24 protein-coding genes are annotated in these 26,791 nt (G+C 47.1%); 20 read left to right on the top strand and 4 right to left on the bottom strand.

Going from position 1 to position 26,791, the window contains the following annotated elements; all coding sequences use genetic code 11:
- The first annotated feature begins 310 nt into the window (after positions 1-310).
- The 9 genes from HFV01_RS04440 to HFV01_RS04480 all read left to right on the top strand — a co-directional run bounded on the left by HFV01_RS04440 (position 311) and on the right by HFV01_RS04480 (position 9,742).
- Positions 311-2,749, top strand: coding sequence for a phosphodiester glycosidase family protein (locus tag HFV01_RS04440; RefSeq protein ID WP_193520864.1), 2,439 nt, complete (start codon positions 311-313; stop codon positions 2,747-2,749).
- A 222-nt stretch (positions 2,750-2,971) separates the two neighbouring features.
- Positions 2,972-3,382, top strand: coding sequence for a phosphomannose isomerase type II C-terminal cupin domain (locus tag HFV01_RS04445; RefSeq protein ID WP_006623902.1), 411 nt, complete (start codon positions 2,972-2,974; stop codon positions 3,380-3,382).
- A 149-nt stretch (positions 3,383-3,531) separates the two neighbouring features.
- Positions 3,532-3,861, top strand: coding sequence for a HesB/IscA family protein (locus tag HFV01_RS04450; RefSeq protein ID WP_006623903.1), 330 nt, complete (start codon positions 3,532-3,534; stop codon positions 3,859-3,861).
- Between the two features lie 204 nt (positions 3,862-4,065).
- Positions 4,066-4,440 carry a 30S ribosomal protein S12 gene (gene rpsL, locus HFV01_RS04455; protein ID WP_006619092.1) on the top strand — a complete coding sequence of 125 codons (375 nt, stop codon included), beginning with the start codon at positions 4,066-4,068 and terminating at the stop codon, positions 4,438-4,440.
- A 125-nt stretch (positions 4,441-4,565) separates the two neighbouring features.
- Positions 4,566-5,036, top strand: a complete 471-nt coding sequence (gene rpsG / locus HFV01_RS04460; RefSeq protein WP_006623904.1) for a 30S ribosomal protein S7 — start codon at positions 4,566-4,568, stop codon at positions 5,034-5,036.
- A gap of 69 nt (positions 5,037-5,105) precedes the next feature.
- Positions 5,106-7,199 (top strand): elongation factor G, encoded by a 2,094-nt coding sequence (gene fusA / locus HFV01_RS04465; protein ID WP_035759237.1) that lies wholly within the window; start codon positions 5,106-5,108, stop codon positions 7,197-7,199.
- A gap of 111 nt (positions 7,200-7,310) precedes the next feature.
- Positions 7,311-8,540 (top strand): elongation factor Tu, encoded by a 1,230-nt coding sequence (tuf, locus tag HFV01_RS04470; protein WP_006623906.1) that lies wholly within the window; start codon positions 7,311-7,313, stop codon positions 8,538-8,540.
- 137 nt (positions 8,541-8,677) lie between these two features.
- A complete protein-coding gene (rpsJ, locus tag HFV01_RS04475; protein WP_006619096.1) occupies positions 8,678-8,995 on the top strand; it encodes a 30S ribosomal protein S10 in 318 nt (105 codons plus the stop codon).
- Between the two features lie 105 nt (positions 8,996-9,100).
- Positions 9,101-9,742 carry an LON peptidase substrate-binding domain-containing protein gene (locus HFV01_RS04480; protein ID WP_006623907.1) on the top strand — a complete coding sequence of 214 codons (642 nt, stop codon included), beginning with the start codon at positions 9,101-9,103 and terminating at the stop codon, positions 9,740-9,742.
- A gap of 1,390 nt (positions 9,743-11,132) precedes the next feature.
- Here HFV01_RS04480 and pheA read toward each other — a convergent pair.
- Positions 11,133-11,987, bottom strand: coding sequence for a prephenate dehydratase (gene pheA, locus HFV01_RS04485; protein ID WP_006623911.1), 855 nt, complete (start codon positions 11,985-11,987; stop codon positions 11,133-11,135).
- A gap of 325 nt (positions 11,988-12,312) precedes the next feature.
- Here pheA and HFV01_RS04490 point away from each other — a divergent pair, with 325 nt between their 5' ends.
- Complete coding sequence (locus HFV01_RS04490; RefSeq protein ID WP_006623912.1) at positions 12,313-12,930, top strand: DUF1997 domain-containing protein; 618 nt, start codon at positions 12,313-12,315, stop codon at positions 12,928-12,930.
- Between the two features lie 115 nt (positions 12,931-13,045).
- On the opposite strand, the gene HFV01_RS04495 is transcribed toward HFV01_RS04490, so the two are convergent.
- Positions 13,046-13,717, bottom strand: coding sequence for a ribonuclease HII (locus tag HFV01_RS04495; protein WP_006623913.1), 672 nt, complete (start codon positions 13,715-13,717; stop codon positions 13,046-13,048).
- Entirely contained in the window at positions 13,714-15,960 is a 2,247-nt protein-coding gene (rne, locus tag HFV01_RS04500) for a ribonuclease E (RefSeq protein ID WP_006623914.1), read from the bottom strand. Before rne ends, HFV01_RS04495 begins: the two co-directional genes overlap by 4 nt.
- Before the next feature lie 1,253 nt (positions 15,961-17,213).
- Here rne and HFV01_RS30175 point away from each other — a divergent pair.
- Entirely contained in the window at positions 17,214-17,399 is a 186-nt protein-coding gene (locus tag HFV01_RS30175) for a hypothetical protein (RefSeq protein WP_071533565.1), read from the top strand.
- 400 nt (positions 17,400-17,799) lie between these two features.
- On the opposite strand, the gene HFV01_RS04505 is transcribed toward HFV01_RS30175, so the two are convergent.
- Complete coding sequence (locus HFV01_RS04505) at positions 17,800-20,532, bottom strand: TIGR03960 family B12-binding radical SAM protein (RefSeq protein ID WP_193520865.1); 2,733 nt, start codon at positions 20,530-20,532, stop codon at positions 17,800-17,802.
- A gap of 535 nt (positions 20,533-21,067) precedes the next feature.
- On the opposite strand from HFV01_RS04505, the gene HFV01_RS04510 reads away from it, so the two are divergent.
- From HFV01_RS04510 to HFV01_RS04550, 9 genes are all read left to right on the top strand, one after another.
- Positions 21,068-21,262 (top strand): hypothetical protein, encoded by a 195-nt coding sequence (locus tag HFV01_RS04510; protein WP_006623919.1) that lies wholly within the window; start codon positions 21,068-21,070, stop codon positions 21,260-21,262.
- 242 nt (positions 21,263-21,504) lie between these two features.
- The gene (locus tag HFV01_RS04515) at positions 21,505-22,677 is read left to right on the top strand and encodes an LL-diaminopimelate aminotransferase (protein ID WP_006623920.1); all 1,173 of its coding nucleotides are present in this window, start codon (positions 21,505-21,507) and stop codon (positions 22,675-22,677) included.
- Between the two features lie 121 nt (positions 22,678-22,798).
- Positions 22,799-22,939 (top strand): hypothetical protein, encoded by a 141-nt coding sequence (locus tag HFV01_RS04520; RefSeq protein WP_006623921.1) that lies wholly within the window; start codon positions 22,799-22,801, stop codon positions 22,937-22,939.
- A 541-nt stretch (positions 22,940-23,480) separates the two neighbouring features.
- Complete coding sequence (locus HFV01_RS04525; RefSeq protein WP_193520866.1) at positions 23,481-24,509, top strand: helix-turn-helix domain-containing protein; 1,029 nt, start codon at positions 23,481-23,483, stop codon at positions 24,507-24,509.
- Positions 24,510-24,998: 489 nt separating this feature from the next.
- Positions 24,999-25,430, top strand: a complete 432-nt coding sequence (locus HFV01_RS04530) for a hypothetical protein (protein ID WP_006623923.1) — start codon at positions 24,999-25,001, stop codon at positions 25,428-25,430.
- Positions 25,431-25,563: 133 nt separating this feature from the next.
- The gene (locus tag HFV01_RS04535) at positions 25,564-25,854 is read left to right on the top strand and encodes a hypothetical protein (protein WP_228116387.1); all 291 of its coding nucleotides are present in this window, start codon (positions 25,564-25,566) and stop codon (positions 25,852-25,854) included.
- A 36-nt stretch (positions 25,855-25,890) separates the two neighbouring features.
- Positions 25,891-26,055 carry a hypothetical protein gene (locus tag HFV01_RS04540; RefSeq protein ID WP_006623926.1) on the top strand — a complete coding sequence of 55 codons (165 nt, stop codon included), beginning with the start codon at positions 25,891-25,893 and terminating at the stop codon, positions 26,053-26,055.
- Positions 26,056-26,062: 7 nt separating this feature from the next.
- A complete protein-coding gene (locus tag HFV01_RS04545) occupies positions 26,063-26,218 on the top strand; it encodes a hypothetical protein (RefSeq protein WP_006623927.1) in 156 nt (51 codons plus the stop codon).
- 138 nt (positions 26,219-26,356) lie between these two features.
- Entirely contained in the window at positions 26,357-26,779 is a 423-nt protein-coding gene (locus tag HFV01_RS04550) for a hypothetical protein (protein ID WP_006623928.1), read from the top strand.
- The last annotated feature ends 12 nt before the right edge of the window (positions 26,780-26,791 follow it).

A 26,791-nucleotide genomic window follows, 5' to 3' on the forward strand; every position in this document is an offset into this window, starting at 1 on the left:
TTGCTGTCTGGTGTCCGTTGTCCGTGAAATGCCCTTAGGTATTATTATGTAGCCAAGATTCGTAGGGTGCGTCACATCCGACCGGCTACGAGAAACACCAACCAAAAGCGTTATTGTGACGCACTCCGTGTTGATTTACTCCGAAATTTTCGCATCGAGGGGCGGGTTCTGACGCGCGACTCTATTTCCACGCCCATTGTTTGTGAACCCGCCTGTACCCTATTCCAAGCCATAGCTCATAATTACCTAGGATACACGCGATTTTTGGTCTTGACTCACAAAAGTTTAAATCTGATTACATTTTGATTTCATGTTTAACTCATCCCGATTTTCTGTAAATTTGGCTGCTTTTTTCTGGTTGTTGTCCTCTCCCGCCCTTAGCACTCCCACTGAGGGGTTCGGCGGGGGTGTGGCATTAGCGGCGGGGTATACCATTGTATCAAAACCTATTCAATCAGGAACCGACATTGCCATCAACGGACAAAATTTGCCAGTTAATTGGCTAGAGTGGCAAGATTCTCGCATACCAGACCGCCTTGCTATTGGTATTAGCGATTTGGGCTTAATGCACTCCATGGGAGTCGAACTCCTTGATACCGATAACCACCAACAACAGCCCATTAGTTGGTTTGCATTTTCCCATAACGTGCCTACACACTATCAATCTGGCTACCGATACCTAGAGATTAGCGAACTGGCAGCCAGGGAAAATTGGCAAATTCAGATCCAGGGAAACCGTCTCGAAATTGTCACCCCCCCTAGCACTATTGAATCAGTGCAGGCTGATTTCATTGAAGATAATATCTGTGTTCCCGTGGCGGGTGCTTGTAGGGGCGGGTGCAACATATCCCACGGGAAAAATCAGCCAACTCCCCACACCCGCCCCTCGGATCCGGTGTTGAGCGGGGCTGATTTCGGCATCCCCCCTTACACAGTCGCCCTAGCTTCTTTGGGGGAAACGACTGGTGACAGAACCGCCGGACGGGTTCAAGAATTATCTGACCTCCCCACCACAACACTCGTCAACCCGCCAGGACGCAACTCGGAAAATTTCTGTCGCCGTTTTGTCGTTAGACTCACCAACCCAGCCAATTGGCAAACTCCTAGTATCATCGGGCGCAGCATATCTCCCCAAAACCTCGATATATCTGATCTTCCCCCCCCTCTGCAAGAGTTACTTAAACCACCGTCCCCACAACCAGAACCAGAACCTGAGCCAACAGAGGAAACCAACTTAGAAGATGAAGGGGATAGGCAACCTTCACCCCCACCACCCCAGGAATTACCGCCTTTGGTATGGTGGTCAATTCCCTTGGAGGCTACATCGCCTCACCTCTCCAATAGTAGCGGCTCGCACCAGCTACTCGGTTCCGTAATTTTGCCTGGTAATAATATCCAATCTCTCACCCCCTCCGAGAGTTCATCAGATCTCTGGACAAATTTAATGGGGTTATGGGTAGATTCCCAGAACCAGCAAACTCGCCTGATTTTCAGCACTCCCACCGGGTGGCAGCCTGTGATCACCTCTAGTGCCGTGCTACCGGAAATTAACATCGAAATTCGCCCCGATTTTTGGCGCGATCGCAATATCGTTTGGGCTGAGGGACTGCGCTGGCAACAAAAATATATCGATCTTAATAGCCACCAGAGGCTATCTACACCCCCTCCCTCAAACTCTACTGGCCGCGAGTCGGCTAGGTTCCCAGTCGTTTGGTTAGAGATAGACTTAAATAACCAGGGAATTTCCCTACAACCGATTCTCAGCCGACCAGGATCTCGCTCCGGTGTCAGCCCCTTGGTTCATGTCGCTAGTAGCACCAGAGCCGCCGCTGCCATCAATGGCGGATTTTTCAATCGCAATAATCAATATCCCCTGGGAGCCATCAGACATCAAAATCGCTGGCTCTCTGGCCCGATTCTCAACCGGGGGGCGATCGCTTGGACAGACCAAAACCAATTTTTTATCGATCGCCTCGAACTTTCACAAACCTTGTTCCCCGACCGTCGTGAACCTATCCCCCTTGATCGCCTCAATAGTGCCTTTATTCAACGGGGACTATCTCGCTATACTTCTGACTGGGGAAGCACCTATAGCCCTTTTACTCCCAGAGAAATTGCTATCACTGTTCAAGGCGAAACCATTATTAGTCACCAAGTCCTCGACTCCATTAACTTTTCCGCCGTCCCTATTCCCGACGATGGCTATTTACTAATTCTGCGAAATGAACCCGAAATAGCTTTAGCCCTCGGCATAGATGAAACCCAGTGTATCGGGTTGGTTTGTCCCCCTAGCACCCAGACAGAACACCAACCCCTACCCGTGCAACTTGTTGATGAAACTAATCCGCCCGATTTTGCTGAATATCCCCATATTCTGGGGGCTGGTCCTCTGTTACTGCGGGGCAACCAAGTAGTCCTAGATGCTAGGGCCGAAAACTTTAGTGATGCTTTTAATACTCAAAGGGCTATCCGCAGTGCCGTCGGTCTGAAAACTAACACCCCAGGGCGATCGGGCAGCGACTCCCCAGCAGTATCGCTTTTATTAGTCGTAGTCCATCCACGTCTTGGTGGTCCTGGACCTTCTCTGGCTGAATTAGCAGAGTTAATGAAACAGTTGGGGGCTACTGATGCTCTCAATTTGGACGGTGGTAGTTCCACTGGTCTCTATTTAGGTGGGTATCTACTCGATCGCCCTCCTCAAACCGCCGCCCCTATTCACAATGCCCTGGGTGTGTTCTTATCCCCTTAAAAACTATGACTTCTATGTAAAGCTATGGGTGGCTACCGTAAAGTTTTGATAAAATCTGGTAGCTATCACCGCATTCTGAGGCAAACCGGGTGACATCTTCCCTAATCTGTTTGCTATGGTGGTTTGTAGGAATCAAGGCTCAATGTAAAGGCTCGAACCTCGAGCATCTAAAGCCCTGAGCTAGTGCCAAATTTATCCTAATTTTTTCAAGGACAGATTGCTATGGTAGCCATCAAAGAAAATCCTCAAGTTGCAGCCACACTCGTCGCCACCATTCCCCAATTGCCTTCAGCCACTGAGTTGCGGCCTTGGGGTTCTTTTACCGTATTAGAAGAAGGACCTGGCTACAAAATTAAACGCATTGAGGTAAACCCAGGCCATCGCCTTAGCTTACAAATGCACCATCATCGCAGTGAACACTGGATTGTAGTTTCTGGTACTGCTAGAGTTACCTGTGGCGATCGTGAAGAGGTACTATTTTCTAATCAATCGACTTATGTGCCTCAATGTACAACCCACCGCCTGGAAAATCCCGGCGTGATACCTCTGGTTTTGATTGAGGTTCAGAATGGAGAGTATTTAGGGGAAGATGACATTGTTCGTTTTCAGGATGACTACTCCCGCAGCCGCTAATCTCCAGGAATTCCGCATTCTATCAGTGTTGATTGCCTGAATTGCCTTAATGTATTTGTGTAGTTGTCTCCTGTAGCTGTATAATTACGGCTTGACCCAAAATCCAGGGTGCTTATGGTCGATCCTCAGTTATCGGTTATCTCTGAACTATGATTCATCTAACCCAATCTGCCACTAATGAAGTTTTACGCCAACAGTCTAGGAAGAATGACTCCAACCTATTGTTTCGACTAGGAGTTAAGTCTGGGGGGTGTTGTGATTGGGTTTATACCTTCAGTTTGGAACCATCAGCCACAGCCAACGATGGCGTTTATCAGTGTGGTTCGATTAAGATAGTGATTGATAGCCACAGCGCTCCCTACCTGGAGGGATTGACCCTAGACTATTCAGAGGATCTCATGGGGGGAGGCTTCCGGTTCGATAATCCTAATGCAGCCAAGACCTGTAGTTGTGGTCACTCTTTTGTCCGTAAGTCCTGATATTAGGGAGTTGCGTCCGATTCGCTTCCGTATTTCCAAAAAAAGTTTGCCAAAAGCAGTTAGATCGTTTAAAATAAAGTTTTGGGTATCAGAATCTAACTTATAGATAGAAAGGAAAATCCCATCCCCAAATCGGGGAGGGCTATTTCGGTGGAGATACCGCAACCCCTAAAATTGACGAATTCATAGATTATGTCGTAACTCATGCCCACTATACAGCAACTAATTCGTTCTGCACGAGAAAAGACTGATAAAAAAACCAAGTCTCCAGCCCTGAAAAGTTGTCCGCAACGTCGTGGGGTTTGTACTCGTGTTTATACTACAACACCTAAAAAACCGAATTCAGCACTTCGCAAAGTAGCAAGGGTGCGCCTGACTTCAGGATTTGAAGTGACAGCATATATACCGGGTATTGGTCATAACTTACAAGAACACTCTGTGGTAATGATTAGAGGCGGTCGGGTGAAAGACTTACCAGGCGTTCGATATCACATAATTCGTGGGACATTGGACACAGCGGGAGTCAAAGATCGTCGCAACGGCCGTTCTAAATACGGAGCCAAACGCCCGAAGGCTTAGGACCGGAGTATGAATTAACCCAAATTTTGGCAGCCTAATTTTATGGGCGGGTCTGGTTGACATGGGTTATTGTAGGTCTTGCTGGCTCGGCAGGAATTTAAGATTGTGTTGAGGGAAAATTTAGTATGTCTCGTCGTAGAGTTGTTCAAAAACGTCCGGTTCCTCCTGATTCTAGGTATAACAGTCGCCTGGTGAGCATGATGGTGCGTCGCATCATGAGGCACGGCAAAAAATCTGTAGCTCACAACATCGTTTATGATGCTTTGGCTACTATTGAGGAACGGACGGGATCTGATCCTCTGGAATTGTTTGAAAAAGCGGTGAGGAATGCGACTCCTTTGGTAGAAGTTAAGGCTCGCCGGGTGGGAGGAGCGACTTATCAAGTTCCCATGGAAGTGCGTTCCGAAAGGGGAACCACCTTAGCTTTGCGGTGGTTGATTCACTTTTCGAGGACTCGTTCAGGGCGATCGATGGCTAGTAGACTAGCATCAGAACTGATGGATGCAGCCAATGAAACCGGGAGTGCAGTTCGGAAGCGGGAAGAAACGCACCGGATGGCAGAAGCCAACAAAGCCTTCGCCCATTATCGGTATTAAAATATTGGATTAGCAGTCAGTTCCAGAAACGTATAAAATCTTAATAAAGGTTTAAAAAAGGAGGTAGCTGTGGCACGTACCATCCCGCTTGAGAGAGTACGTAATATCGGCATCGCAGCCCATATCGATGCGGGCAAGACAACCACTACGGAGAGGATTCTATTCTATTCGGGTGTGGTTCACAAAATGGGCGAGGTTCATGAAGGAACTGCTGTAACGGACTGGATGGCTCAAGAGCGGGAGCGTGGTATTACCATCACGGCTGCCGCCATTAGTACCAGTTGGCTAGATCATCGCATTAACATCATTGATACTCCTGGTCACGTTGACTTCACCATTGAAGTAGAACGGTCTATGCGGGTTCTTGATGGGGTGATTGCAGTTTTCTGTTCTGTCGGTGGCGTACAGCCTCAGTCAGAAACGGTTTGGCGGCAGGCTGAACGCTATCAGGTTCCCCGAATTGCATTCATTAATAAAATGGATCGCACCGGGGCGGACTTTTTTAAGGTCTATGGTCAAATCCGCGATCGCTTGCGAGCTAATGCAGTACCGATCCAGGTTCCCGTAGGTCGTGAGAGTGACTTTCACGGCTTGGTAGATCTAGTCGCGATGAAGACTTATCTGTACACCAATGACCTGGGAACTGATATCCAAGTCAGTGATGAGATTCCAGAGGAAGTCCAAGATTTGGTAGCAGAGTATCGGGAAAAACTCCTAGAAGCTGTAGCCGAAACGGATGAGGCTTTGATGGAGAAATATCTCGAACAGCTCGAAGGTGGGGAAGCTCTCACAGAAGAAGAAATTCGTCATAGCTTACGTCAAGGGACAATTAAAGGCTTGATTGTTCCGGTAATTTGCGGTTCTTCTTTCAAAAACCGAGGGGTTCAAAGGCTTCTGGATGCTGTGGTAGACTATCTTCCGGCTCCCACAGAAGTGCCTCCCATTAAAGGGGTACTACCGGACGGAGAAGAGGGGGTTCGCTATGCGGATGATGATGCACCGCTATCAGCCTTGGCGTTCAAAGTGATGGCTGATCCTTATGGACGTTTAACTTTTGTGCGGGTCTATTCCGGTGTTCTCCAGAAAGGAAGTTACATCTACAATGCCACTAAGAACAAGAAAGAGCGGATTTCTCGCTTGATCGTTCTCAAGTCTGATGAACGCATTGAGGTAGAAGAACTCCGAGCCGGGGACTTGGGAGCGGCTTTAGGTCTCAAGGATACCCTGACTGGGGATACAATCTGTGATGAAGCCAACTCGATTATCCTGGAGTCCTTATATATCCCAGAGCCGGTGATTTCGGTGGCGGTAGAACCCAAAACCAAACAGGATATGGAGAAACTCTCCAAGGCTTTGCAGTCCTTATCTGAGGAAGATCCGACTTTCCGGGTATCAATTGACTCGGAGACTAACCAAACGGTAATTGCTGGAATGGGTGAACTACACCTGGAAATTCTGGTAGACCGGATGTTACGAGAGTTCAAGGTGGAAGCTAACATTGGCGCTCCCCAGGTGGCTTACCGTGAGACTATCCGTAAGTCAATTCGCACCGAAGGAAAGTTCATCCGTCAGAGTGGTGGTAAGGGTCAGTATGGCCACGTTGTGATTGAATTGGAACCGGGTGAGCCGGGAAGTGGATTTGAATTTGTCTCCAAGATTGTTGGGGGTTCTGTTCCCAAGGAATATATTAATCCGGCGGAACAGGGGATGAAGGAAGCCTGCGAGTCCGGTGTGATTGCTGGTTATCCACTCATCGATGTCAAAGCTACTCTGGTGGATGGTTCCTACCATGAGGTTGACTCCTCGGAAATGGCCTTTAAGATTGCCGGTTCCATGGCGATTAAAAATGGTGTCACCAAGGCTTCACCTGTGCTGTTGGAGCCGATGATGAAAGTTGAAGTGGAAGTTCCCGAAGATTTCATTGGGAATGTCATCGGGGATCTAAACTCCCGCCGTGGTCAGATTGAGGGTCAGGAAACTGATCAGAGTCAATCCATTGCCAAGGTAGTGGCTAAAGTTCCTCTGGCTACAATGTTTGGCTATGCGACGGATATCCGCTCGAAAACTCAAGGCCGGGGGGTCTTCTCGATGGAGTTTAGCCATTATGAAGAGGTGCCTCGGAGTGTGGCAGAAACTATCATTGCGAAGAGCAAAGGTAACTAGAGATTAGGATGGTGGCGCGAGCGCGGTGGTGGTGTAAACTGCTGCGATCGCACCAACTATGCGGTCTCGAACTTGATCATTCATTACTAGAAGAACAAACGAAACAATAATATGGCACGCGCAAAATTTGAACGGAACAAACCTCACGTTAACATTGGTACGATCGGTCACGTTGACCACGGTAAAACCACGCTGACTGCTGCTATCACCATGACATTGGCTGCCTCTGGTGGTGCTAAAGCTCGTAAGTATGATGATATTGATGCGGCTCCTGAAGAAAAGCAGCGGGGTATTACCATCAATACCGCTCACGTAGAGTATGAAACTGAACAACGCCACTATGCTCACGTTGACTGTCCGGGACACGCTGACTATGTGAAAAATATGATCACTGGTGCTGCCCAAATGGATGGTGCAATTCTGGTGGTTTCAGCGGCTGATGGTCCTATGCCTCAAACCCGTGAACATATCCTGCTGGCGAAACAGGTAGGGGTTCCTAGTATCGTGGTTTTCCTGAACAAAGCCGATATGGTAGATGATGAGGAACTACTGGAACTGGTGGAATTGGAAGTTCGCGAACTGCTAAGTTCATACGATTTCCCCGGTGACGATATTCCCATTGTTTCTGGTTCTGCTTTGAAAGCATTGGACTTTCTGACAGAAAACCCCAAAACTACTCGCGGTGAGAATGATTGGGTTGACAAGATTCATGCTCTGATGGATGAAGTAGATGCTTATATCCCCACTCCTGAGCGCGATATCGATAAGCCTTTCTTGATGGCTGTGGAAGATGTTTTCTCGATTACTGGTCGGGGTACGGTGTCTACAGGCCGGATCGAACGGGGTAAAGTCAAGGTGGGTGACACTGTTGAACTGATTGGAATTAAGGATACCCGCACCACTACTGTAACTGGGGCGGAAATGTTCCAGAAAACTCTTGAGGAGGGGATGGCGGGAGATAACGTCGGTCTACTGCTGCGGGGTATTCAGAAAAATGATGTTCAACGGGGTATGGTAATTGCTAAACCCAAATCAATTACTCCCCACACTAAGTTTGAGGCGGAAGTTTATATCCTCAAGAAAGAAGAAGGCGGACGGCACACTCCTTTCTTTAAAGGTTATCGTCCTCAGTTCTATGTACGGACTACTGATGTAACCGGGACTATTGATGAGTTTACCGCTGACGATGGCAGCACCCCGGAAATGGTTATCCCTGGTGACCGGATTAATATGACTGTACAACTCATCTGCCCGATCGCTATTGAGCAAGGGATGCGTTTCGCTATCCGTGAGGGTGGTCGTACTGTTGGTGCGGGTGTAGTTGCTAAGATTCTGGCTTAGAACTAGAATCCGATCGCTAGATTCTGAACTGATCAATTAAGTGGCAGGAAAGTGCTCCGAGTTGAGGACACTTTTCTGCTCTCTCTGACCTTGCTTATTTAATTCAACTGAACCTCGAAAACTAAACAATTGAGACCATGGCTACCATTCAGCAGCAAAAAATTCGCATCCGTCTTAAAGCCTTCGATCGCCGCTTACTTGATACCTCCTGCGAGAAGATCGTCGATACGGCTAACCGCACCGGAGCTACGGCCCTCGGTCCGATTCCTTTACCAACTAAAAGACGCATTTACTGTGTCCTACGTTCTCCCCACGTTGATAAGGATTCACGAGAACATTTTGAAACCCGGACTCACCGCCGCATTATTGATATTTATCAACCTTCCTCAAAAACAATTGATGCTCTCATGAAACTCGATTTACCCGCTGGGGTGGATATTGAGGTGAAATTGTAGGGTCACTAGGGGCGATCGCTCTTCAATATATTCGGTGATCGAAACAGGGGTCGTCCGAAATCGGCTAAAGTATAAAGAAAGAAGCGCACACTGTACTAAGGGACAATGGCATCATCTTCCTCTCTTGCTGTTCGAGAACTTCCCCTGTTTCCTCTACCGGAAGTGGTTCTGTTTCCACATCGACCCCTACCTTTACATATTTTCGAGTTCCGTTATCGAATTATGATGAACACTATCCTAGACGGCGATCGTCGCTTTGGGGTTTTGATGTTCGATCCTACTCAAGGACAAGTGGCTTCGGTAGGCTGCTGTGCTGAGGTCATTCAGTATCAGCGTTTACCTGATGATCGCATGAAAATTGTGACCTTGGGACAACAACGATTTCGCGTCCTCGAAGCTGTCCGGGAAAAGCCTTATCTGGTTGGTTTGGTGGAATGGATCGAAGATGAGCCACCAACTACCGATCTTAGACCTTTGGCTAAGGATGTGGCTAATTTACTGCGAGATGTGGTTCATCTTTCCAGTAAGTTAATGGATCAGCCCATCGAATTACCCGATGATATTCCTGATTTACCCACAGAGTTATCCTACTGGGTTGCTAGTAACCTCTATGGGGTGGCAGCGGAACAACAGATGCTTTTAGAAATGCAGGATACTGTAGCTCGTTTGGAAAGGGAAGCTGAAATTCTGACTTCAACTCGCAATCATTTAGCTGCTAGAACTGTGTTAAAGGATGCCCTAAATTAGGGCAGTAGTTGACAGACCAAGCCTGCCTCATGAGACAAGGCAGCCCTTGTCTCTACGGCGGCGGGATTTTTTCGTTAATATTCTGCGCCTGGGCTTATTTATCCAGATTAAATGTTGAAAAAAAAATCAACACCCCTCGCGCCCAGCCTCACCCGGAAAAGGGGCTTGACTTAGTGAGTGAGTTGGGGTAGTATATTTATATAATGGAAATCTGTGCTTAAAAAATATTTTGGTCAAGCCTCCCATTATAAGGAATTACCTCCCAGCTTACCATAATTTCCCGCCACCTGTCAACCCATCTACGGGCGGCGACATTAATTTTTGTTGAAAAAAAAATCAACACTCCTCGCGCCCAGCCTCACCCGGAAAAGGGGCTTGACTTAGTGAGCGAGTTGGGGTAGTATGTTTATACAATGGAAATCTGTGCTTAAAAAATATTTTGGTCAAGCCTCCCATTATAAGGAATTACCTCCCAGCCTACCATAATTTCCCGCCACCTGTCAACCCCTCCACGGGCGGCGCAATTAATTTTTGTTGAAAAAAAAATCAACACTCCTCGCGCCCAGCCTCACCCGGAAAAGGGGCTTGACTTAGTGAGCGAGTTGGGGTAGTATATTTATATAATGGAAATCTGTGCTTAAAAAATATTTTGGTCAAGCCTCCCATTATCAAAAATTACCTCCCAGCCTACCATAATTTCCCGCCACCTGTCAACCCCTCCACGGGTGGCGACATTAATTTTTGTTGAAAAAAAAAATCAACACCCCCTCGCGCCCAGCCTCACCCGGAAAAGGGGCTTGACTTAGTGAGCGAGTTGGGGTAGTATGTTTATACAATGGAAATCTGTGCTTAAAAAATATTTTGGTCAAACCTCCCATTATAAGGAATTACCTCCCAGCTTACCATAATTTCCCGCCACCTGTCAACCCCTCCACGGGCGGCGCAATTAATTTTTGTTGAAAAAAAAATCAACACTCCCTCGCGCCCAGCCTCACCCGGAAAAGGGGCTTGACTTAGTGAGCGAGTTGGGGTAGTATGTTTATACAATGGAAATCTGTGCTTAAAAAATATTTTGGTCAAGCCTCCCATTATCAAAAATTACCTCCCAGCCTACCATAATTTCCCGCCACCTGTCAACCCCTCCACGGGTGGCGCAATTAATTTTTGTTGAAAAAAAAATCAACACCCCCTCGCGCCCAGCCTCACCCGGAAAAGGGGCTTGACTTAGTGAGCGAGTTGGGGTAGTATATTTATATAATGGAAATCTGTGCTTAAAAAATATTTTGGTCAAGCCTCCCATTATAAGGAATTACCTCCCAGCCTACCATAATTTCCCGCCACCTGTCAACCCCTCCACGGGTGGCGACATTAATTTTTGTTGAAAAAAAAATCAACATGGGGATTGTGGTTGATGGTTAAGAATGCTATAACTGCCAAAAATTTTGAGAGTTTCGGTGTGAGTTTTGAGTTCTTGCAAAGCCGATCGCACGGATTGATGATCAGTGTTAGCCTCAATATCAATAAAGAACAAATAATCGCCAAGCGATCGCTTAGTAGGACGGGACTCAATGCGACTTAGATTAATATTGCGTTGGGCAAAAATCTGTAATGGTTTAACCAAAGCACCAGGAACATTAGCGGGAACACTAAAAGCTAAGGAAGTATAATTACCCCCAGGCCAAGGCTGTAAACTGACGACCCAGAATCGGGTACAATTGTCAGGATAATCATTAATTGGATGAGCCAAAATAGGTAACTGATAAAGTTCAGCAGCGCGTCCAGATGCGATCGCAGCGGTAGTAGTTTCCTGCAAATATTGTAGTGCTTCTGTAGTGGAATTAGTAGGGATAGCCTGAACATTAGGGAGAAATTTTTCGAGCCATCCCTGACACTGAGCCAAGGCTTGCGGGTGGGAGTAGACAGTTTTAATGTCTGCTAATCCCTGAGCGTTAGATAGTAAAGCGTGGGAAATAGGTAAAACCAGGCCCTTTTGAATGCGAATTAGATCTAGCTTCCAGATAGCATCAAGGGTAATAGTAACACTACCCTCAATAGAATTTTCGACGGGAACGACTCCGAGAGCGACATCACCGTTAGCGACGGCTTGTAGAGTTTGGGTGATACTAGGATAAGGACATAGTAAAGGCCTATGTCCTGTAGTTTGGGTTAGATAGTCGGCATAAACCAGAGTCGCCGCCTCAGCATAAGTACCTGGGGGGCCTAAATGAGCAATAGAGACAGTCATTGTAACCACTAATCAATTAAATTTAGGTTGGTATGGTGTGAGGTTTGGGGGAGTGTGAACAGGGGTCGAAGGCGGTCTATTGAGTTGAACTTGGCTTATTTAGGACCAGTAGGGTAGGGATAAATGGACTCTCCCCAATTGAGGTTGTTGTAATTCTTTACAAGGTTCTCATCAATATGATGGTTATGATGGAAAGACTAAACGCCAAAACCCCAATCTAAGAATAATCTAAGACTACTTGAGGACTTGGGGTGATGGCAGTCACGTTCAAAAAAGTTAATTTTTGTTAATGTAGGTTAACAACTGTTGATTTATACCGTCTCCCATGCTTAATAGATTTACAGCTTCCCAATCGGTGGAAATTGCGGTAGGTGAGCAAAGTATTCCGATCCAGCACTATTTACGTCAGCCCCAACGTTTGGTGAACGCCTTAGTTGATCCAAATAGGCTACAGAGGTTGGAGGCGGACTGCTTTCGCTTAAAAATGCGTCCCCTGTCATTTATGATGCTGACCATTCAACCGACAGTAGATATGAAAGTATCAGCTTTGGCGAATGGAACGGTAAGGTTGCGATCGCGGGGTTGTGAAATTCGGGGTATTGAATACATTAACCAGAGGTTTTCGCTGAACCTATATGGCAGATTAGCGCCGTACAAAATCAATGGTATCACCTATCTGAGGGGTCAAGCGGATCTTGAGGTACAGGTGGAGGTCCCCTACCCGTTGTCGCTAACTCCTAAACCGATAATTGAAGCCACTGGAAACGGTTTGCTTAAAAGCGTTTTATTAACGATAAAACAGCGATTAATGCACAATTTATTATCGGACTATGAGCGATGGACTTGTGAGGTACAGGAGCAAGAAATTGCCACCCAACCCAATAGTCAAGTGGTTGTCGGGGGGAGTTCCGCAGTCAGTCATGATTCTCACCAGCCCACTTAGTTAACCCGCCCCCGCCTTAACGGTAGGGGGTTGTAGGGTGCGTGAGATTTGTATGATGGCATGGAAAACCCGGACACTAGGGACTGCGGGGCAGGCGGGTGGGTGCGTCACTGAGTTAACCCGCCCCCGACTCGAAATATTGACGGACGGGAGCAAAGGAGAAGCGATGGTGAAAACAAGGACCATAAGATTGTAAGGCTTGTTTATGTTGTTTAGTGCCGTATCCCTTGTGTTGAGCGAAACCATATTGTGGGTAAGTGCGATCTAAGCGGGTCATAAGTTCATCACGCCATACCTTAGCGACAATACTAGAGGCGGCGATGACAACACAATGGCTATCCCCTTTGACGATCGCCTGTTGTGGGATAGACAGATTGGGGATAAGTCTGTTCCCATCAACCAAACAAAATTGTGGTGGCGGTTGCAATTTAAGAATCGATCGCCGCATAGCGAGTTGGGTAGCTTGTAAAATATTTAGGCGGTCTATTTCCCGTGCCGAAGCCCAACCAATTTGACAAGCGATCGCCTTAGATCTAATTAAAGTAGATAAACTGAGGCGATCGTTGTGGGTCAATTTTTTACTATCTTTAACCCCAGCCGCAGCAAGTTCTAAGATAGTTGTTTCTGACAGTTGTACAGCCGCCGCTACCACCGGGCCAAACCAAGCTCCTCTTCCCACCTCATCTATACCAGCCACAGCAGTCCAGGAAAGTTGTTCAATGGGGTTATTTTCCCCCTGAATAAACAGGGGTAGGGAAGCGGATAGGTAGGGATAAGGGATACTCACTCAGGAACCGCCGAAGAACGGCGACGGCGGCGGCGAATAACGGGTGTGTCTTCAGGCGATGTCTCTAGGTCCAAGTTTTCGGAATCTTCCGAGACATAAATATAATCAGAATCTTCGAGTTCATCATTAGGATCTGGTAGTTGGCTGTTATCTGTTAAATCACTAACATCTAGTAGTTCCCCAGGCTCTGGGATTTCCGGGGACTCTTGAGAATCGTCAGTGGTATCTTCTACATCATCAGAAACCAGGTTTTGGTCATCTTGAGAGATCAGATTTGCAGTCGGAGGGACTTGTACGCTTTGAGGAATTGAGATAGTCGGCGCAGAGGAGGAGGAGAGGGTAGTGTCAGTTTCCTCCTCCAAAATAGTAGACAGAGGTAAAGGCGTATCACCTGGTAAACGAACTGTTACGATCGCATTTCTAGCATTTTTGACCGACTGATTAGAGAGTACCAAGGGAGAAATCCCCATGAGGGCATAAACATCTTGTTCATCCCCGGTCATTTCCACCGCCACCACTTCTGGAGGTTCTGGGATAGCCTTGATAGAATCAGACTTAACCGACTTAGGAAATCGTTCCGTAAGTTCTTGGCGATCGTTCAAGAGAACATCGGTATTAGCTTCCGTCCTAGTCGTGTCATTATAGGTATTAGCGGAGTTAACGCGGATAGAACGATTTCCCTCTTCCCCCTTGACTAAGGGTTCAATATCACCAATACGACGGCGGCGGCGGCGGCGGATATTGCTACCACCGCCAATGTCTTGATAACTGGGATGATTAAGCAACTCCAACTCTGGGAAATTACCTCCTGTATCAAGTTCACCAGAAACCATTTCCGAATCATCGCGCATAAGAGGTTCGGTAGATGATGCAGAAGATAAGGTTTGAACTCGGCGAGTTTCCTGTCCTAGTGCGGTGCGAGTTCCGGTATCAAAACCAGGGGGGTTAGATAGTGATTTGGGGCTAACCATGAATCGTTCAGAGGCTTCAGCGCTATCGGCTGCTGACTCTCCGGGGAGGTGAATCAGATGTCCCAAGCCGTTACAAGTGGGACAACTACGGCCAAACAACTCATAAATATTTTGTCCTTGGCGTTTTCTGGTCAACTCAACCAAACCCAACTCAGACAATTGAGCAATTTGTGGTCTAGACTTATCTGCTTTCAAGACCTTATTAAAGTGTTCAAGGACTTGTAGCTGATCTCTGCGGGAGTCCATATCAATAAAGTCAACAATAATCACCCCAGCGATATTGCGTAGGCGCAGTTGACGGGCGATTTCGGTAGCCGCTTCACAGTTAGTCCAGAGGACAGTTTCCCTAGAAGTTGCCGAGCGGGTAAAGGAACCGGAGTTGACATCAATCACGGTCAAGGCTTCTGTTGGTTCAATGATAATGTATCCTCCAGAGGGCAAATCTACTCTCGGGCGTAGTGCTTCTCGAATAGCAGCATTAACGCGGAAATATTCAAGGATAGGGATACGTTCTCGGTGGTGGTCAATCAAGACTCCTTGGGGAGTTTTACCAACACTCCAATTGACCAAATGCTGTTTAACTCGTCTAATGCCATCAGCGGAATCCACCACAATGCGATTAACTTCGGTGCTATACATATCTCTTAGCACCCGTTGAATAAAATCATTATCTCGATTCAGCAGTGCGGGAGGTCGGGTCGAGGTGGCCTCTTGTTGGATTTCTTCCCACTGTTTTTGTAAGGCTTCTAAATCTTCCAAAATGGCATCTTCTGCCATACCTTCGGCTTCAGTTCGGACTAATAAACCCATACCAGAGGGTTTAATTAAAATAGCCAAGGCTCTAAGGCGATTGCGTTCTGTCTCAAGGCGGATACGGCGAGACAGATTTACACCTCGGCCAAATGGCATTAAGACGAGATAGCGTCCTGGTAGGGTAATATTCCCTGTCAATCTTGGTCCTTTGGTGCCGGTGGGTTCTTTCATCACTTGGACAAGAACCTTTTGTTGAGGCATCAATAGTTCGGTAATGGAACCGGACGATCGCTTTAATCTTAGCGGTCCCAAATCGGAAACATGAATAAACCCGTTGCGTTCGGGGTCGCCAATATTGACAAAAGCCGCGTCTATTCCGGGCAGGACATTTTCAACAATTCCTAAATAAATATCACTAACTTGTTGGTTTCCGGTTGCCACCACAAGTTCTTGAATCTCGTCTTCAGAAAAAACTGCAGCGATCCTATGCTGCTCTGCAATAATAATTTGCTTGGACATTTAATTTCCTCAAAACTTTGCAACACTTGACCGAGTAGGCGGCTCTGCGTGAGCTTGATATTGTGGTGGCTAGAGCGATGAGAGAGCGTGCCGTTTGCCCAATAATCATCTGTGTGCGCGGGGCGAAGGGACTTACAATAGTAGCCATTGTCGGTTGAAGATGCTTCCGCCGGGAACTTTTGGTCTTATTCATATCACCATTTATCGAAACCACTAGGTCATCGAAGACACAAAGGCGGGTGAGTTCGTTGTTTGGCGTAGGGCTGGTGCAGAAAGTTGGCCGGTTTTTCTAATGCTGCCTGCGACCTCTGGGGGCTGGTGCAGAAAGTTGGCCGGTTTTTCTAATGCTGCCTGCGACCTCTGGGGGCTGGTGCAGAAAGTTGGCCGGTTTTTCTAATGCTGCCTGCGACCTCTGGGGGCTGGTGCAGAAAGTTGGCCGGTTTTTCTAATGCTGCCTGCGACCTCTGGGGGCTGGTGCAGAAAGTTGGCCGGTTTTTCTAATGCTGCCTGCGACCTCTGGGGGCTGGTGCAGAAAGTTGGCCGGTTTTTCTAATGCTGCCTGCGACCTCTGGGGGCTGGTGCAGAAAGTTGGCCGGTTTTTCTAATGCTGCCTGCGACCTCTGGGGGCGGGTGCAGAAAGTTGGCCGGTTTTTCTAATGCTGCCTGCGACCTCTGGGGGCGGGTGCAGGTAGTTAGCTGGTTTTTCCGATGGCGGATATAGCACCCTGGGGGCGGGTGCAGGCAGTTAGCTGGTTTTTCCGATGGCGGATATAGCACCCTGGGGGCGGGTGCAGGTAGTTGGCTGGTTTTTCCGATGGCGGATATAGCACCCGCCCCTACTACCGCGACAGGTTGGCTGGTGTTTCCCCCGTCGCGTGTCCCGCAGCACAAAGCCTGCTTCGGTTGGTGCGTCACATCAGAAAGCTTTTCGTGTTTATGCCAATTATCGGGATGCAGTCCACCCTACCGGGCTGGTTTCCCCGAAAGCATATCCCGTGCGGGGTACCTCGCGCACCCCCCCTACAGGTTTTCAAAAAAGGTCTTCCTAAGAAACTGGGTTTTTTTGCTTGTGTTTCTCATGGCGGCGCTAGCACCCGCCTACTTTTTTCCCGCAGCGGCGTGGTCTGACATACCCGCCCCTACCTGTTTTCTTGTCCGATTTTCACGAACCAATTTTGGTGATCATCTTCCGTCAGCCCAACCCAAGTCCTGCAATAATGATTTTAAGTCTGATTCCAGAACTGTAGCGGGCGATTCGGCATCATTCCACCAGAGCCCCCTCACGTAAAACTCCTGGGAGGGTTGGAAGCTCCGTGATTGATCACGGAGAGGAAAACCGACTCAAGCGGCTGACCGCCGCCAGCACCCCCTTGCGGGGTGGAGGGGTATGGTTGCCCCTCCATGGAGCTATGGTTGGCTCCGACTCCCTTGCGGGGTAATGTTTGCGCTTGCGCTAACGCGCACGCTGCGCGAACGCCAATGTTCAGAGTCGGTACTATCCAAATCGCACGTCCTTAACCCCTTAGAGATGTTTAACGATTCGGTTCTAGGGCCTGGAACTAGCACGCATTCCCGGGTAGGAACTTTAACTCTTGCTCTGAACGGAGCCAGTTAAGGCTATAGCTGGTCAGCTACCTGAAAGGGGGGCACGAAGCCCCCGTGCTTCAGCCGGGGGTGCTGACGGTTAACCCGACAGGGTTAGCAGGAGTGATCATAGAGGAAGGAGGAAGATGGATAAATCTGGGCGCTTATATCCAACGCTTACCACTTGAAACAGGCCAAGCCTGACTCTACCTTGGTTATAACCCTCAACCCGATCGCCTAAATTAGGCTTAGGTCTTAGGGTGAATCAGGTTTTGTACAGATTAGATCATTATACCCCAAATCAGCCGCACCTGTAACCTCGGCGCGTAGCGCTAGATGTTCTCGGTGGATGGAAATTAGTTGCAATTCCTGGCCGCTAACTTGTTCTAGCATATAAACCACTTGTTCTGGTCGCAGTTGAGTTCCATCATTGCGACAGGTTCCCAAATAACGCAATAGGGTAGCGTTTTGGGGTGGTTGGTCTAATTCCCATAGTGGAATTTTGACTGTTTCTTTTACGATCGCCTCTAGTTGTAACAACTGCTCACGCAGGTTAATAATTCTGATTCTACCCGATTTCGTAGTTTTTTCCCACAAGATTTCTGAACTGTTGAGTACAGCCTGCACCCAACCGGCCCAATGATTCGGGGTAATAGTCTCATCTGTGGCTTGTAAATGGATGATATAGGTAGCGTGTTCTATGGTTTCGGCGATCGCCGGCGAGTTAACGTCCACTTCTGCGACCCGATAAATGGGTAAGTTGTCGGGGAGAGAGGCGGATAGTTGCTGTTGAAAGGTTTGTATATCCATAGTCTCCGCCAGGTCAAAATCCGCAATTTCCCCGGTGCTAGTGGTCCCCAAAGGCAGTGCATTTCCCGGGGATATACGGGGGCCTGGATGATAGCCTCCGGTGAAGGATATGGGCAATTCTGCGCGTCTGACAGCCCGATCAAAAACTTTCATCAGGTCAAGATGTCCGACTAATGCCATGTCTCCCAATTTGCCAAACCAGACTCGCACCCGTTGGACTCGTTGGGAAGGCGGGACAAAATGACCAGCAAATTCGGGAATGGGTGGGGGTGTAAATACTACGTTATGGCCTAACTCTGGACCACATACCCCACAATGGGAGCAGGCGGCGAAAGAACAGTCGGGAACTGTGGCCGCTTCGATCGCCTTTTGTAGGTCTTGTTTCAGCCAGTTTTTGTCTATTCCGGTGTTGATATGGTCCCAAGGTAGAGGTTGGTCTAGTAGTTGTTCACGGTGGCTGTGGTCCTGGCTGTCCTCCGCGATCGCATTTTCCATGAGGTTCCATTCCCCCGCTTCTACTTGCCGATATTTCCAGCCTAACCCCGACTCCTCTATGGCTTGGGTCCAGGCGGCGAAGGCACGATCTAGGCTTTCCCACCAGGCATCCATTCCGGCCCCTAGTTCCCAAGCACGTTGGACTACCGGCCCTAGTCGGCGATCGCCTCTACCGATAAAGTCTTCCATAGCCGATATCCGCACGTCGGTAAAGTTGGCTTTAACGCCTTTGAGGCGGTGAAATTCAGCTTTTAGCAATTGCTGTTTGCGTTGAAATTCTTTGGTTGATACGCTGTGCCATTGAAAGGGTGTATGGGGTTTGGGGGTAAAATTGGAAATGGTCAGGTTAATGCTCAGGGGTCGGCGGCGGTGTTCCCGACATTCGCGCAGCAACCAGCGGACTGTTTCGGCGATACCTAGGACATCAGTATCCGTTTCTCCCGGCAAGCCGATCATAAAGTATAGTTTGATTTTATCCCAACCTTGGTCGTAGGCGGTTTTTACTCCTCGTAACAATTCCTCATTGGTGAGTCCTTTATTGATGACATCCCGCATTCTTTGGGTCCCCGCTTCTGGTGCAAAGGTCAGGCCACTGCTGCGGGTCCCGCCGATGATGTTGGCAATGTTTTCATCAAAGCGATCGACTCGTTGACTGGGTAGGGATAGGGATACGTTACTGTCGCGCAGACGGTTTTTGATTTCCATTCCCACTGCGGGTAATGATAGGTAGTCTGAACAGCTTAGGGATAATAGGGAAAATTCATTATATCCCGTTGCTTTCATCCCTTTGGCGATCGCCTCTACCACCGCTTCCGGTTCCACGTCTCTAGCCGGACGGGTTAACATTCCCGGTTGACAGAAACGACAGCCACGGGTGCAACCTCGTCTCACTTCCAAGGCTAGGCGATCGTGAACTGTTTGCACGAATGGAACCATTGTAATCGAATAGGCTGGCATCGGAGTCGCCACCCGGCGGATAATCCTTGTGGGTACTTCCTGATGGTTGGGATGAATTGACCCATCCCCTGCCATATCATAGAATTGGGGAACGTATACCCCAGGCACTTGGGCTAGGTCTAACAGCAGTTGTTCCCGGGTTAACCCTGCCGCTTTCCCTTCTTCTATCACTAAACCTATTTCCGGGAGGAGTTCCTCTCCGTCCCCCAGGGCGATAAAATCGAAAAAGTCCGCGTAGGGTTCCGGGTTCGATGTCGCCGTTTGACCTCCCGCGAAGATTAGCGGTATTTCTCCTAGGGGGGTTTGTCCATCCCGATTCTGCCTTTGTTTCCAGGTTAGGGGAATTTGGGCAAGATCCAGCATTTCTAGAATGTTCGTGGCCCCTAGTTCGTAGCTGAGACTAAACCCCAGAATATCAAATTCCCTCAGAGGACGGCGGGACTCTACCGCAAATAACGGGGTTTGCGTCTCTCGCAGTTTTGTGATCAGATCCGCCGCCGGTAAATAGGCGCGATCGCATAATTGTCGGGGCTGGGTATTGATGATATTATAGAGGATTATATGCCCCAGGTTCGAGGCTCCTACCTCATAGATTTCTGGATAGGTGAGAGACCAGCGCACTGCCGCTGATTCCCAGGGTTTGTGTTTCGCCCCTAATTCGTTACCTAAATATCGCGCTGGTTGGTTAATTTCTGGTGTGATTAATTCTTTGACTGAAACTGCCACTTTCTACCTCTTATGATTCTTAATCGGCAATCTTTACTTATACGTTTTGATTATGTTTGGCTTAGAAATGACGCATATAACACCATTATACATCATCGGTGCAATTCTGGTAAATTAAATTTTCCTGATTCACTACAGGACTTCCTGGCTGCCTATTTCCTGGGTTTTGGGGCTGATAATTAGTTGATAGATATCCAGATTTTGGGAATTAAAATATCCTCCCTATTTTCTATGCTGGGCTTGGTTGGCCATATTTGATGGGGCAGGTATTATATTACCCGTGGCACAAAGATTAAGTTTTTGTTAACTTATTCAGATACGATCAACTTGTCATGATATGACAAGAATTGTATTAAAAAACACAGACAAAAACTGTTTGATTGTCTCATAATATAGCAGCATCTTAATTTCTGCTATCACCAACCCCCAAGAGCCAGACTGCGTGATTTAGATCACATATTTATGGAGATAAAAATCACCAGCCAGACTGTTTATTGGTTGGAGAATTAACATAAGTTGAGTTACTTGACCACTCATGTCAGCCACCAATGGAATTCGAAAACTGGTATCTAAAGCACTTTACTTTAGATGTCTCACCCCCGAAATCGAAAACGGGATTAACTATGAACTGACTCGACTGGGTTATATTTCCGATGTGGATTATGAAGCCTTAGAATTACTGATGGACGAAATGGATGCCGGACGTATTCGCTTAGTACCTAGTCCCTAGGTTCGGAACCTAACACAGTTAATCAACCTGGGTCACCTTGAACCCGAAACTGTTGCATTTAATTTAGAGTTGTTGTTGCTGCCGATTTTCTTTTGGCAATAATTTAACTAAAAAGCCTGTAATTGAGGTGATCACAGGGTTGACATCGCCGTTCATTTACTGCTGTTCATGGCTGGGTTGTAAGAGTTTTCTGGTATAATTTTCTGGCTTATACCTAATGAACCAACCCCCTGTGAGTGATAATGCAGTTTGCTAAACGTTTAGAAAAAATCCCCCCCTACCTGTTTGCTGAAATTGACCGGAGACGCATAGAACTGGTTGCTCAAGGGGTAGATATAATTAATATTGGAGTGGGTGATCCTGACCAGCCCACTTTGGATCATATCAGGGTGGCTATGCACGATGCCATTGAAGACCCCTCCAACCACAACTATCCGCCCTATCGGGGTATGATAGAATACCGGGAGGCGGCGATCGCTTGGATGTCTCGTCGCTTTGGGGTGAATGGCTTAAACCCAGAAACCGAGATCATCTCCTCTGTCGGTTCTAAGGAAGCTATCCACAACACAGCCTTAGCTTTTGTGGAAGCTGGGGATATTGTCTTAATCCCCGATCCTGGTTATCCAGTCTATCGCACTTCTACCCTCTTCGCCGGGGGAGAGCCTTACTATGTTCCCCTACAGCCCGAAAATGGCTTTTTACCCGATTTACAAGCAATTCCAGAGGAGATAGCTAGGCGGGCTAAATTATTTTGGGTAAACTACCCGAACAATCCCACCGGTGCGATCGCCACCTTACAAGACTTTAGCACCATGGTAGATTTTTGTCAAAAGTTCGACATTCTACTATGCCATGATAACGCCTATTCCGAGGTTTGTTATGAAGGTTATCGAGCGCCCAGTGTCCTAGAGGTTCCCGGTGCCAAAGATATTGCTATTGAGTTTCATAGCCTGTCTAAATCCTATAATATGACCGGGTGGCGCATTGGGTTTGTCGTCGGTAATGAAATCGGGATTAAGGGATTAAGCCAAGTTAAAACTAATGTGGATTCTGGTGTATTTAAAGCTATTCAAAAAGCCGCGATCGCTGCTTATTTAACCTCAGAGTCAGACCGTCAAAAGCTGAATGATATTTATCAACATCGCCGCGATTTAGTGATTTCAGGATTGCGTTCTCTCCGTTGGAAAATTGAACCCCCCAAAGCCACATTATATATTTGGGTCCCGGTTCCCAGCAATTACACTTCCACAGAATTTGCCAAATTGCTATTAGAGAAATGCGGCGTGCTTGTCCCCCCTGGCAACGGTTATGGCGCGGCGGGAGAAGGTTTTATCCGCATGGCTTTAACTAACAAAGAAAGCCGCATTCAAGAAGCCATAGACAGAATGCGAAATGCGGGGATAACTTATCAGTAAAATCACTCCTTAGTTACACCACCCAAAACCCTCTCGACAGAGGGAAGGTTGATTATAGCAGTTCCCGGACTCATGAGGTACGTTTCCAAGCCCCTCTCTCTTTCTGGGAGAGGGGTTTGGGGTGAGGGCCGTACCTTATGGAGATGAGAACGGTTATGGCGCGGCGGGAGAAGGTTTTATCCGCATGGCTTTAACTAACAAAGAAAGCCGCATTCAAGAAGCCATAGACAGAATGCGAAATGCGGGGATAACTTATCAGTAAAATCACTCCTTAGTTACACCACCCAAAACCCTCTCGACAGAGGGAAGGTTGATTATAGCAGTTCCCGGACTCATGAGGTACGTTTCCAAGCCCCTCTCTCTTTCTGGGAGAGGGGTTTGGGGTGAGGGCCGTACCTTATGGAGATGAGAAACGCTATAATATTTTCCTGGGGAGGTGAGGAAGTAGCCGAAACCCCCCCAGTCCCCCTAAAGGTGGTGGCAGGAGTCTCAGAAACTGCCCCAATTACAGATAGTTCCAGGAGAATGCCCGAATATATCAAGGATAACCAAAAAACTGATATATGCCCGCACATTTTCCCATGCTTCTAGTATATGTCAACTTATGGGAGTTTGTCAAGAGGAAAGATAGAATTATCGGGCATAAATTTTGGTAGGATGAAGACACATTGAACCGTTGTATCATCAATGATTGGGTGTTACAACTAATCCCCATCTAAATTTTGGTAGGATGAAGACACATTGAACCGTTGTATCATCAATGATTGGGTGTTACAACTAATCCACATATATTGAAGCAGATTATGGTCAACCGTATAGATCTGTATCACCCGATGTGTGCTGAGTACAACGTTCGCCGAGCCTTGGCGCTAGACTCTCAGAGTGAAGTATTACCCACCTGGATAGAGGGGTTTCATTTAGGAGAAGGAGTATTTCGCATCGAACATCGAGAAGTAGCTTTTCCGGGGATAGAAATAGCGCATTTTTTCACGGAAAATCTGTTTAGCGATCGCCATGTAATTCCCGAAGGAGAAACCCATTTTTCCCTCAGCTTGTATCCCCATCATCCCATATTGTCTTGGATGGGCTATACAGACCCCATTGGTAATGCGATCGCCGTTCATCGCAGCCAGATCGAATATACATCAGGTTTTCCCCCCGGTTGGCATGGTTTATATATTTGTTTTAATGATGAACTCCTAGCCAACCTGGACCTATTACCAGAGAAATTTTGGGAAAATAGCCAGGACCCGAATCAAGCAGTTTTGACCGTCCACCCGATTAGGTTTGCCAACTTCACCAGATTTATGCAGCAGTGGTTTCCTACGGCTGAATGTCTGTATCGTCGAGGTCTTTTGGCTCCCCAGGAAGCCGCACTGTTGCGAGAAAAATTTTTGTGTCAGTTTCGGGAATTATTAGACTATACCTTTGAACAGCGTGGCGATCGCCAAATTTTCAAACCCACTCGACGGTATTGGATCTTTGCCACAGTCCAGGCCATGATCGACAGTAATTTAGCCAAAAACTTCACCAATGAGGAGTTATGTCAACAGTGTTGCATTTCCCCCAGAGCCATGCAATACGCCTTCAAAGAAATTACCGGCGTAGGGGTACAGCAATATATTCGCGCCCGCAAACTGAACGCCGTCCGGGAAGAACTTTGCGGACCTAGTGCAGACCCAAGCACCATTTATGCGATCGCCAGCGCCTACGGCTTCTCCCACATGGGCAGATTTTCCGAGCAATTCTATCGTTGCTTCGGGGAATATCCCTCAACCCTGAAAAAGTTGCACAAATCGGATATAAAAATGAGAAAAAGTATGATATCCTAGTCAAAGACGCGATCTAAATATCGCGCTTATCGCCAATAGTTAGAGCTTTCAATAACATTGTTAGCTTGCTTCAGGGTCTAGTCAAAAGCACTCCTAAACTATCCCTAACACTAGGGATAGTTTGGGAAGGCTTAAAAAAGGCATCATCCCTGTGATGTTGTTCTGTTACGGGAGTCTCGGTTGCGGGGAAGTCAACTAAGACGGGCTTTTTGATTCAGAATCCCCAACATCCCTAATTCTGACCCTGATTTTGCCACACATCCCATCAATAGAGAATGTTCTAGGCTGGCGATCGTCTAATCTGCCTTCTTTTCTTTAACCCAGTTAACATCCGAGTTTTCCCAGATGGTCAAGTGCAACCGTAAAAAGGGCGTTTGATTTAAAAAAAGCTGAAACCCTTGCCAGTAAATAAATTAATCAGTTTTTTACTACACAATGCAACATCTGCTTGATATGCGACCGAGTTGACCCGACGGAGAATATCGAGCAATGCTAATTACCGAAAATTTAGAAGCCATCATTGAGGAACAAACAGATGAAACCAGAAATTTTGTATTAAGGACGACTATTGTTCCCCAAATTGGGGTAGCAGTCTATGTTCGCAAGGGAGATATTGCTCACGATTTAGATATTGTTAATGTTCGCTATAATCCCGAATCGAATCGTTTACATTTATTGGTTCGTAATAGTGGACAAGCCAGTGTGATTGTGCAACCAGAATGGGTAATTTCTCAAGGAAATCAGGAAATCCAGAGTGGTCGTGGTGTAGATACTACGGTGATTGCGGAAAAAGAACGTTTGGTTAATATCAATTATAATCAACCCCTTGAACCGGGAGATTATCAAGTTTCTGGAAATTTGGGTTGGGGAGTAAACCGGAATACAAAAATACCATTCAGCGTAACATTAGCCGTTCCTTAACATGGTGATGAATGGAGTATATTATCAGTAAAATACTGCCATAATATGACGGCAATTAAGGCAGTTTTAACACTGAGTTATACCAAATATTTATAAGTGTTTATTTTGGGGGAGTTGTTTACCCTGATGGCTGTTGAAAATTTGTGGATACAATCTGCTTGTCCCAGACATCACAGAGGAAATCACCCCAGAATCACCGGAATTCACGATTTTTATGATTGGCTTAAATGCTGGTAGGCGCAATTTTAAAACTGGGGTATTTGTGCGCGGGTCAGTAACGGATAATGAGGTGATAAATTTTGGGGATTGGCTAATTCCTTATGATGAAGTTTTGCAGGTCATAAAGTTTACATCTACAGTTATATCAGATAATGAAGTCGACTTGCGATCGCCTTTTAAAATTGTCCGCCTTAACCTCGATTAAATTCGCAACTACCCCGAATTAGGGTTAGTCCTTTCTGTGCAAGATATTCAAGACTTATTTGATATTGAATCAGAATTTAGTTTTCGGGAATATGCAATTATTTTTGATGTCCCCGAAGTCAGAAGGGGGAGAAGAACCAGCCGGGAAAGACCGCCAGTAATTTTAGAAGGATTGCCAGAAATTTCCCCCCCCCAACTTTAACATTGGTATGATAGAACAGCGGGTTAATCTTACCAAAAACCAAGGTGTTGACCTGAACAACACAGGTCGCCTATCCGCCGTCGGAACAGTTTTAGATAGTAGTTGGTTTCTCACGCTTAATCAGGGAGACATAACCGACAGCGAAACCTGGCGATTATCCTAATTTCAAATCATCCGCCAAACTGAATCTAGCGATTATTTTTTAGGTTCTCAACGGAGATTTTGGCGAGACCAAAGGACTACAGGTGACTTTTGGGGATTTACTACTATTCAAAGGCGGGGATATTCTCCTAGTTCATTATTGGGTAGTGGTGCCGCCAACCCTCGCCAACGTTTGCAACCAGAACAAGTCACCCCCACCATAACAGGTAATGCTGAACCAGGAACTTTAGCACAACTGGTATCGAGTCGTTATCGTGGGGAAGTCATAGCAGAACAGTTTGTCGATAATTCTGGCTTTTACCGTTTTGATAATGTTCCTGTAGGTAGACAGGTTGGCAGAAATTACTATGTTTTACTTTACCCTGGCGGTTCTCTAATTAGTGAACCCATCATAGAAGAAGCTAGGTTTACCATTTTACCAGAACAACTGCCTCAAGGAGCATCAGCATTAGTAATTTCTGGGGGGTGGCAGCGTCGTTTTAATCCCGGTCATGATTTTTGGGGAGAACTCAACGAATTTAATGCCGGAGTTTCTCAGCGTTGGGGGATAACTGAAGATTGAACAGTCGGTTTA

Source organism: Limnospira fusiformis SAG 85.79 (genome assembly GCF_012516315.1).
Lineage (GTDB): Bacteria > Cyanobacteriota > Cyanobacteriia > Cyanobacteriales > Microcoleaceae > Limnospira > Limnospira fusiformis.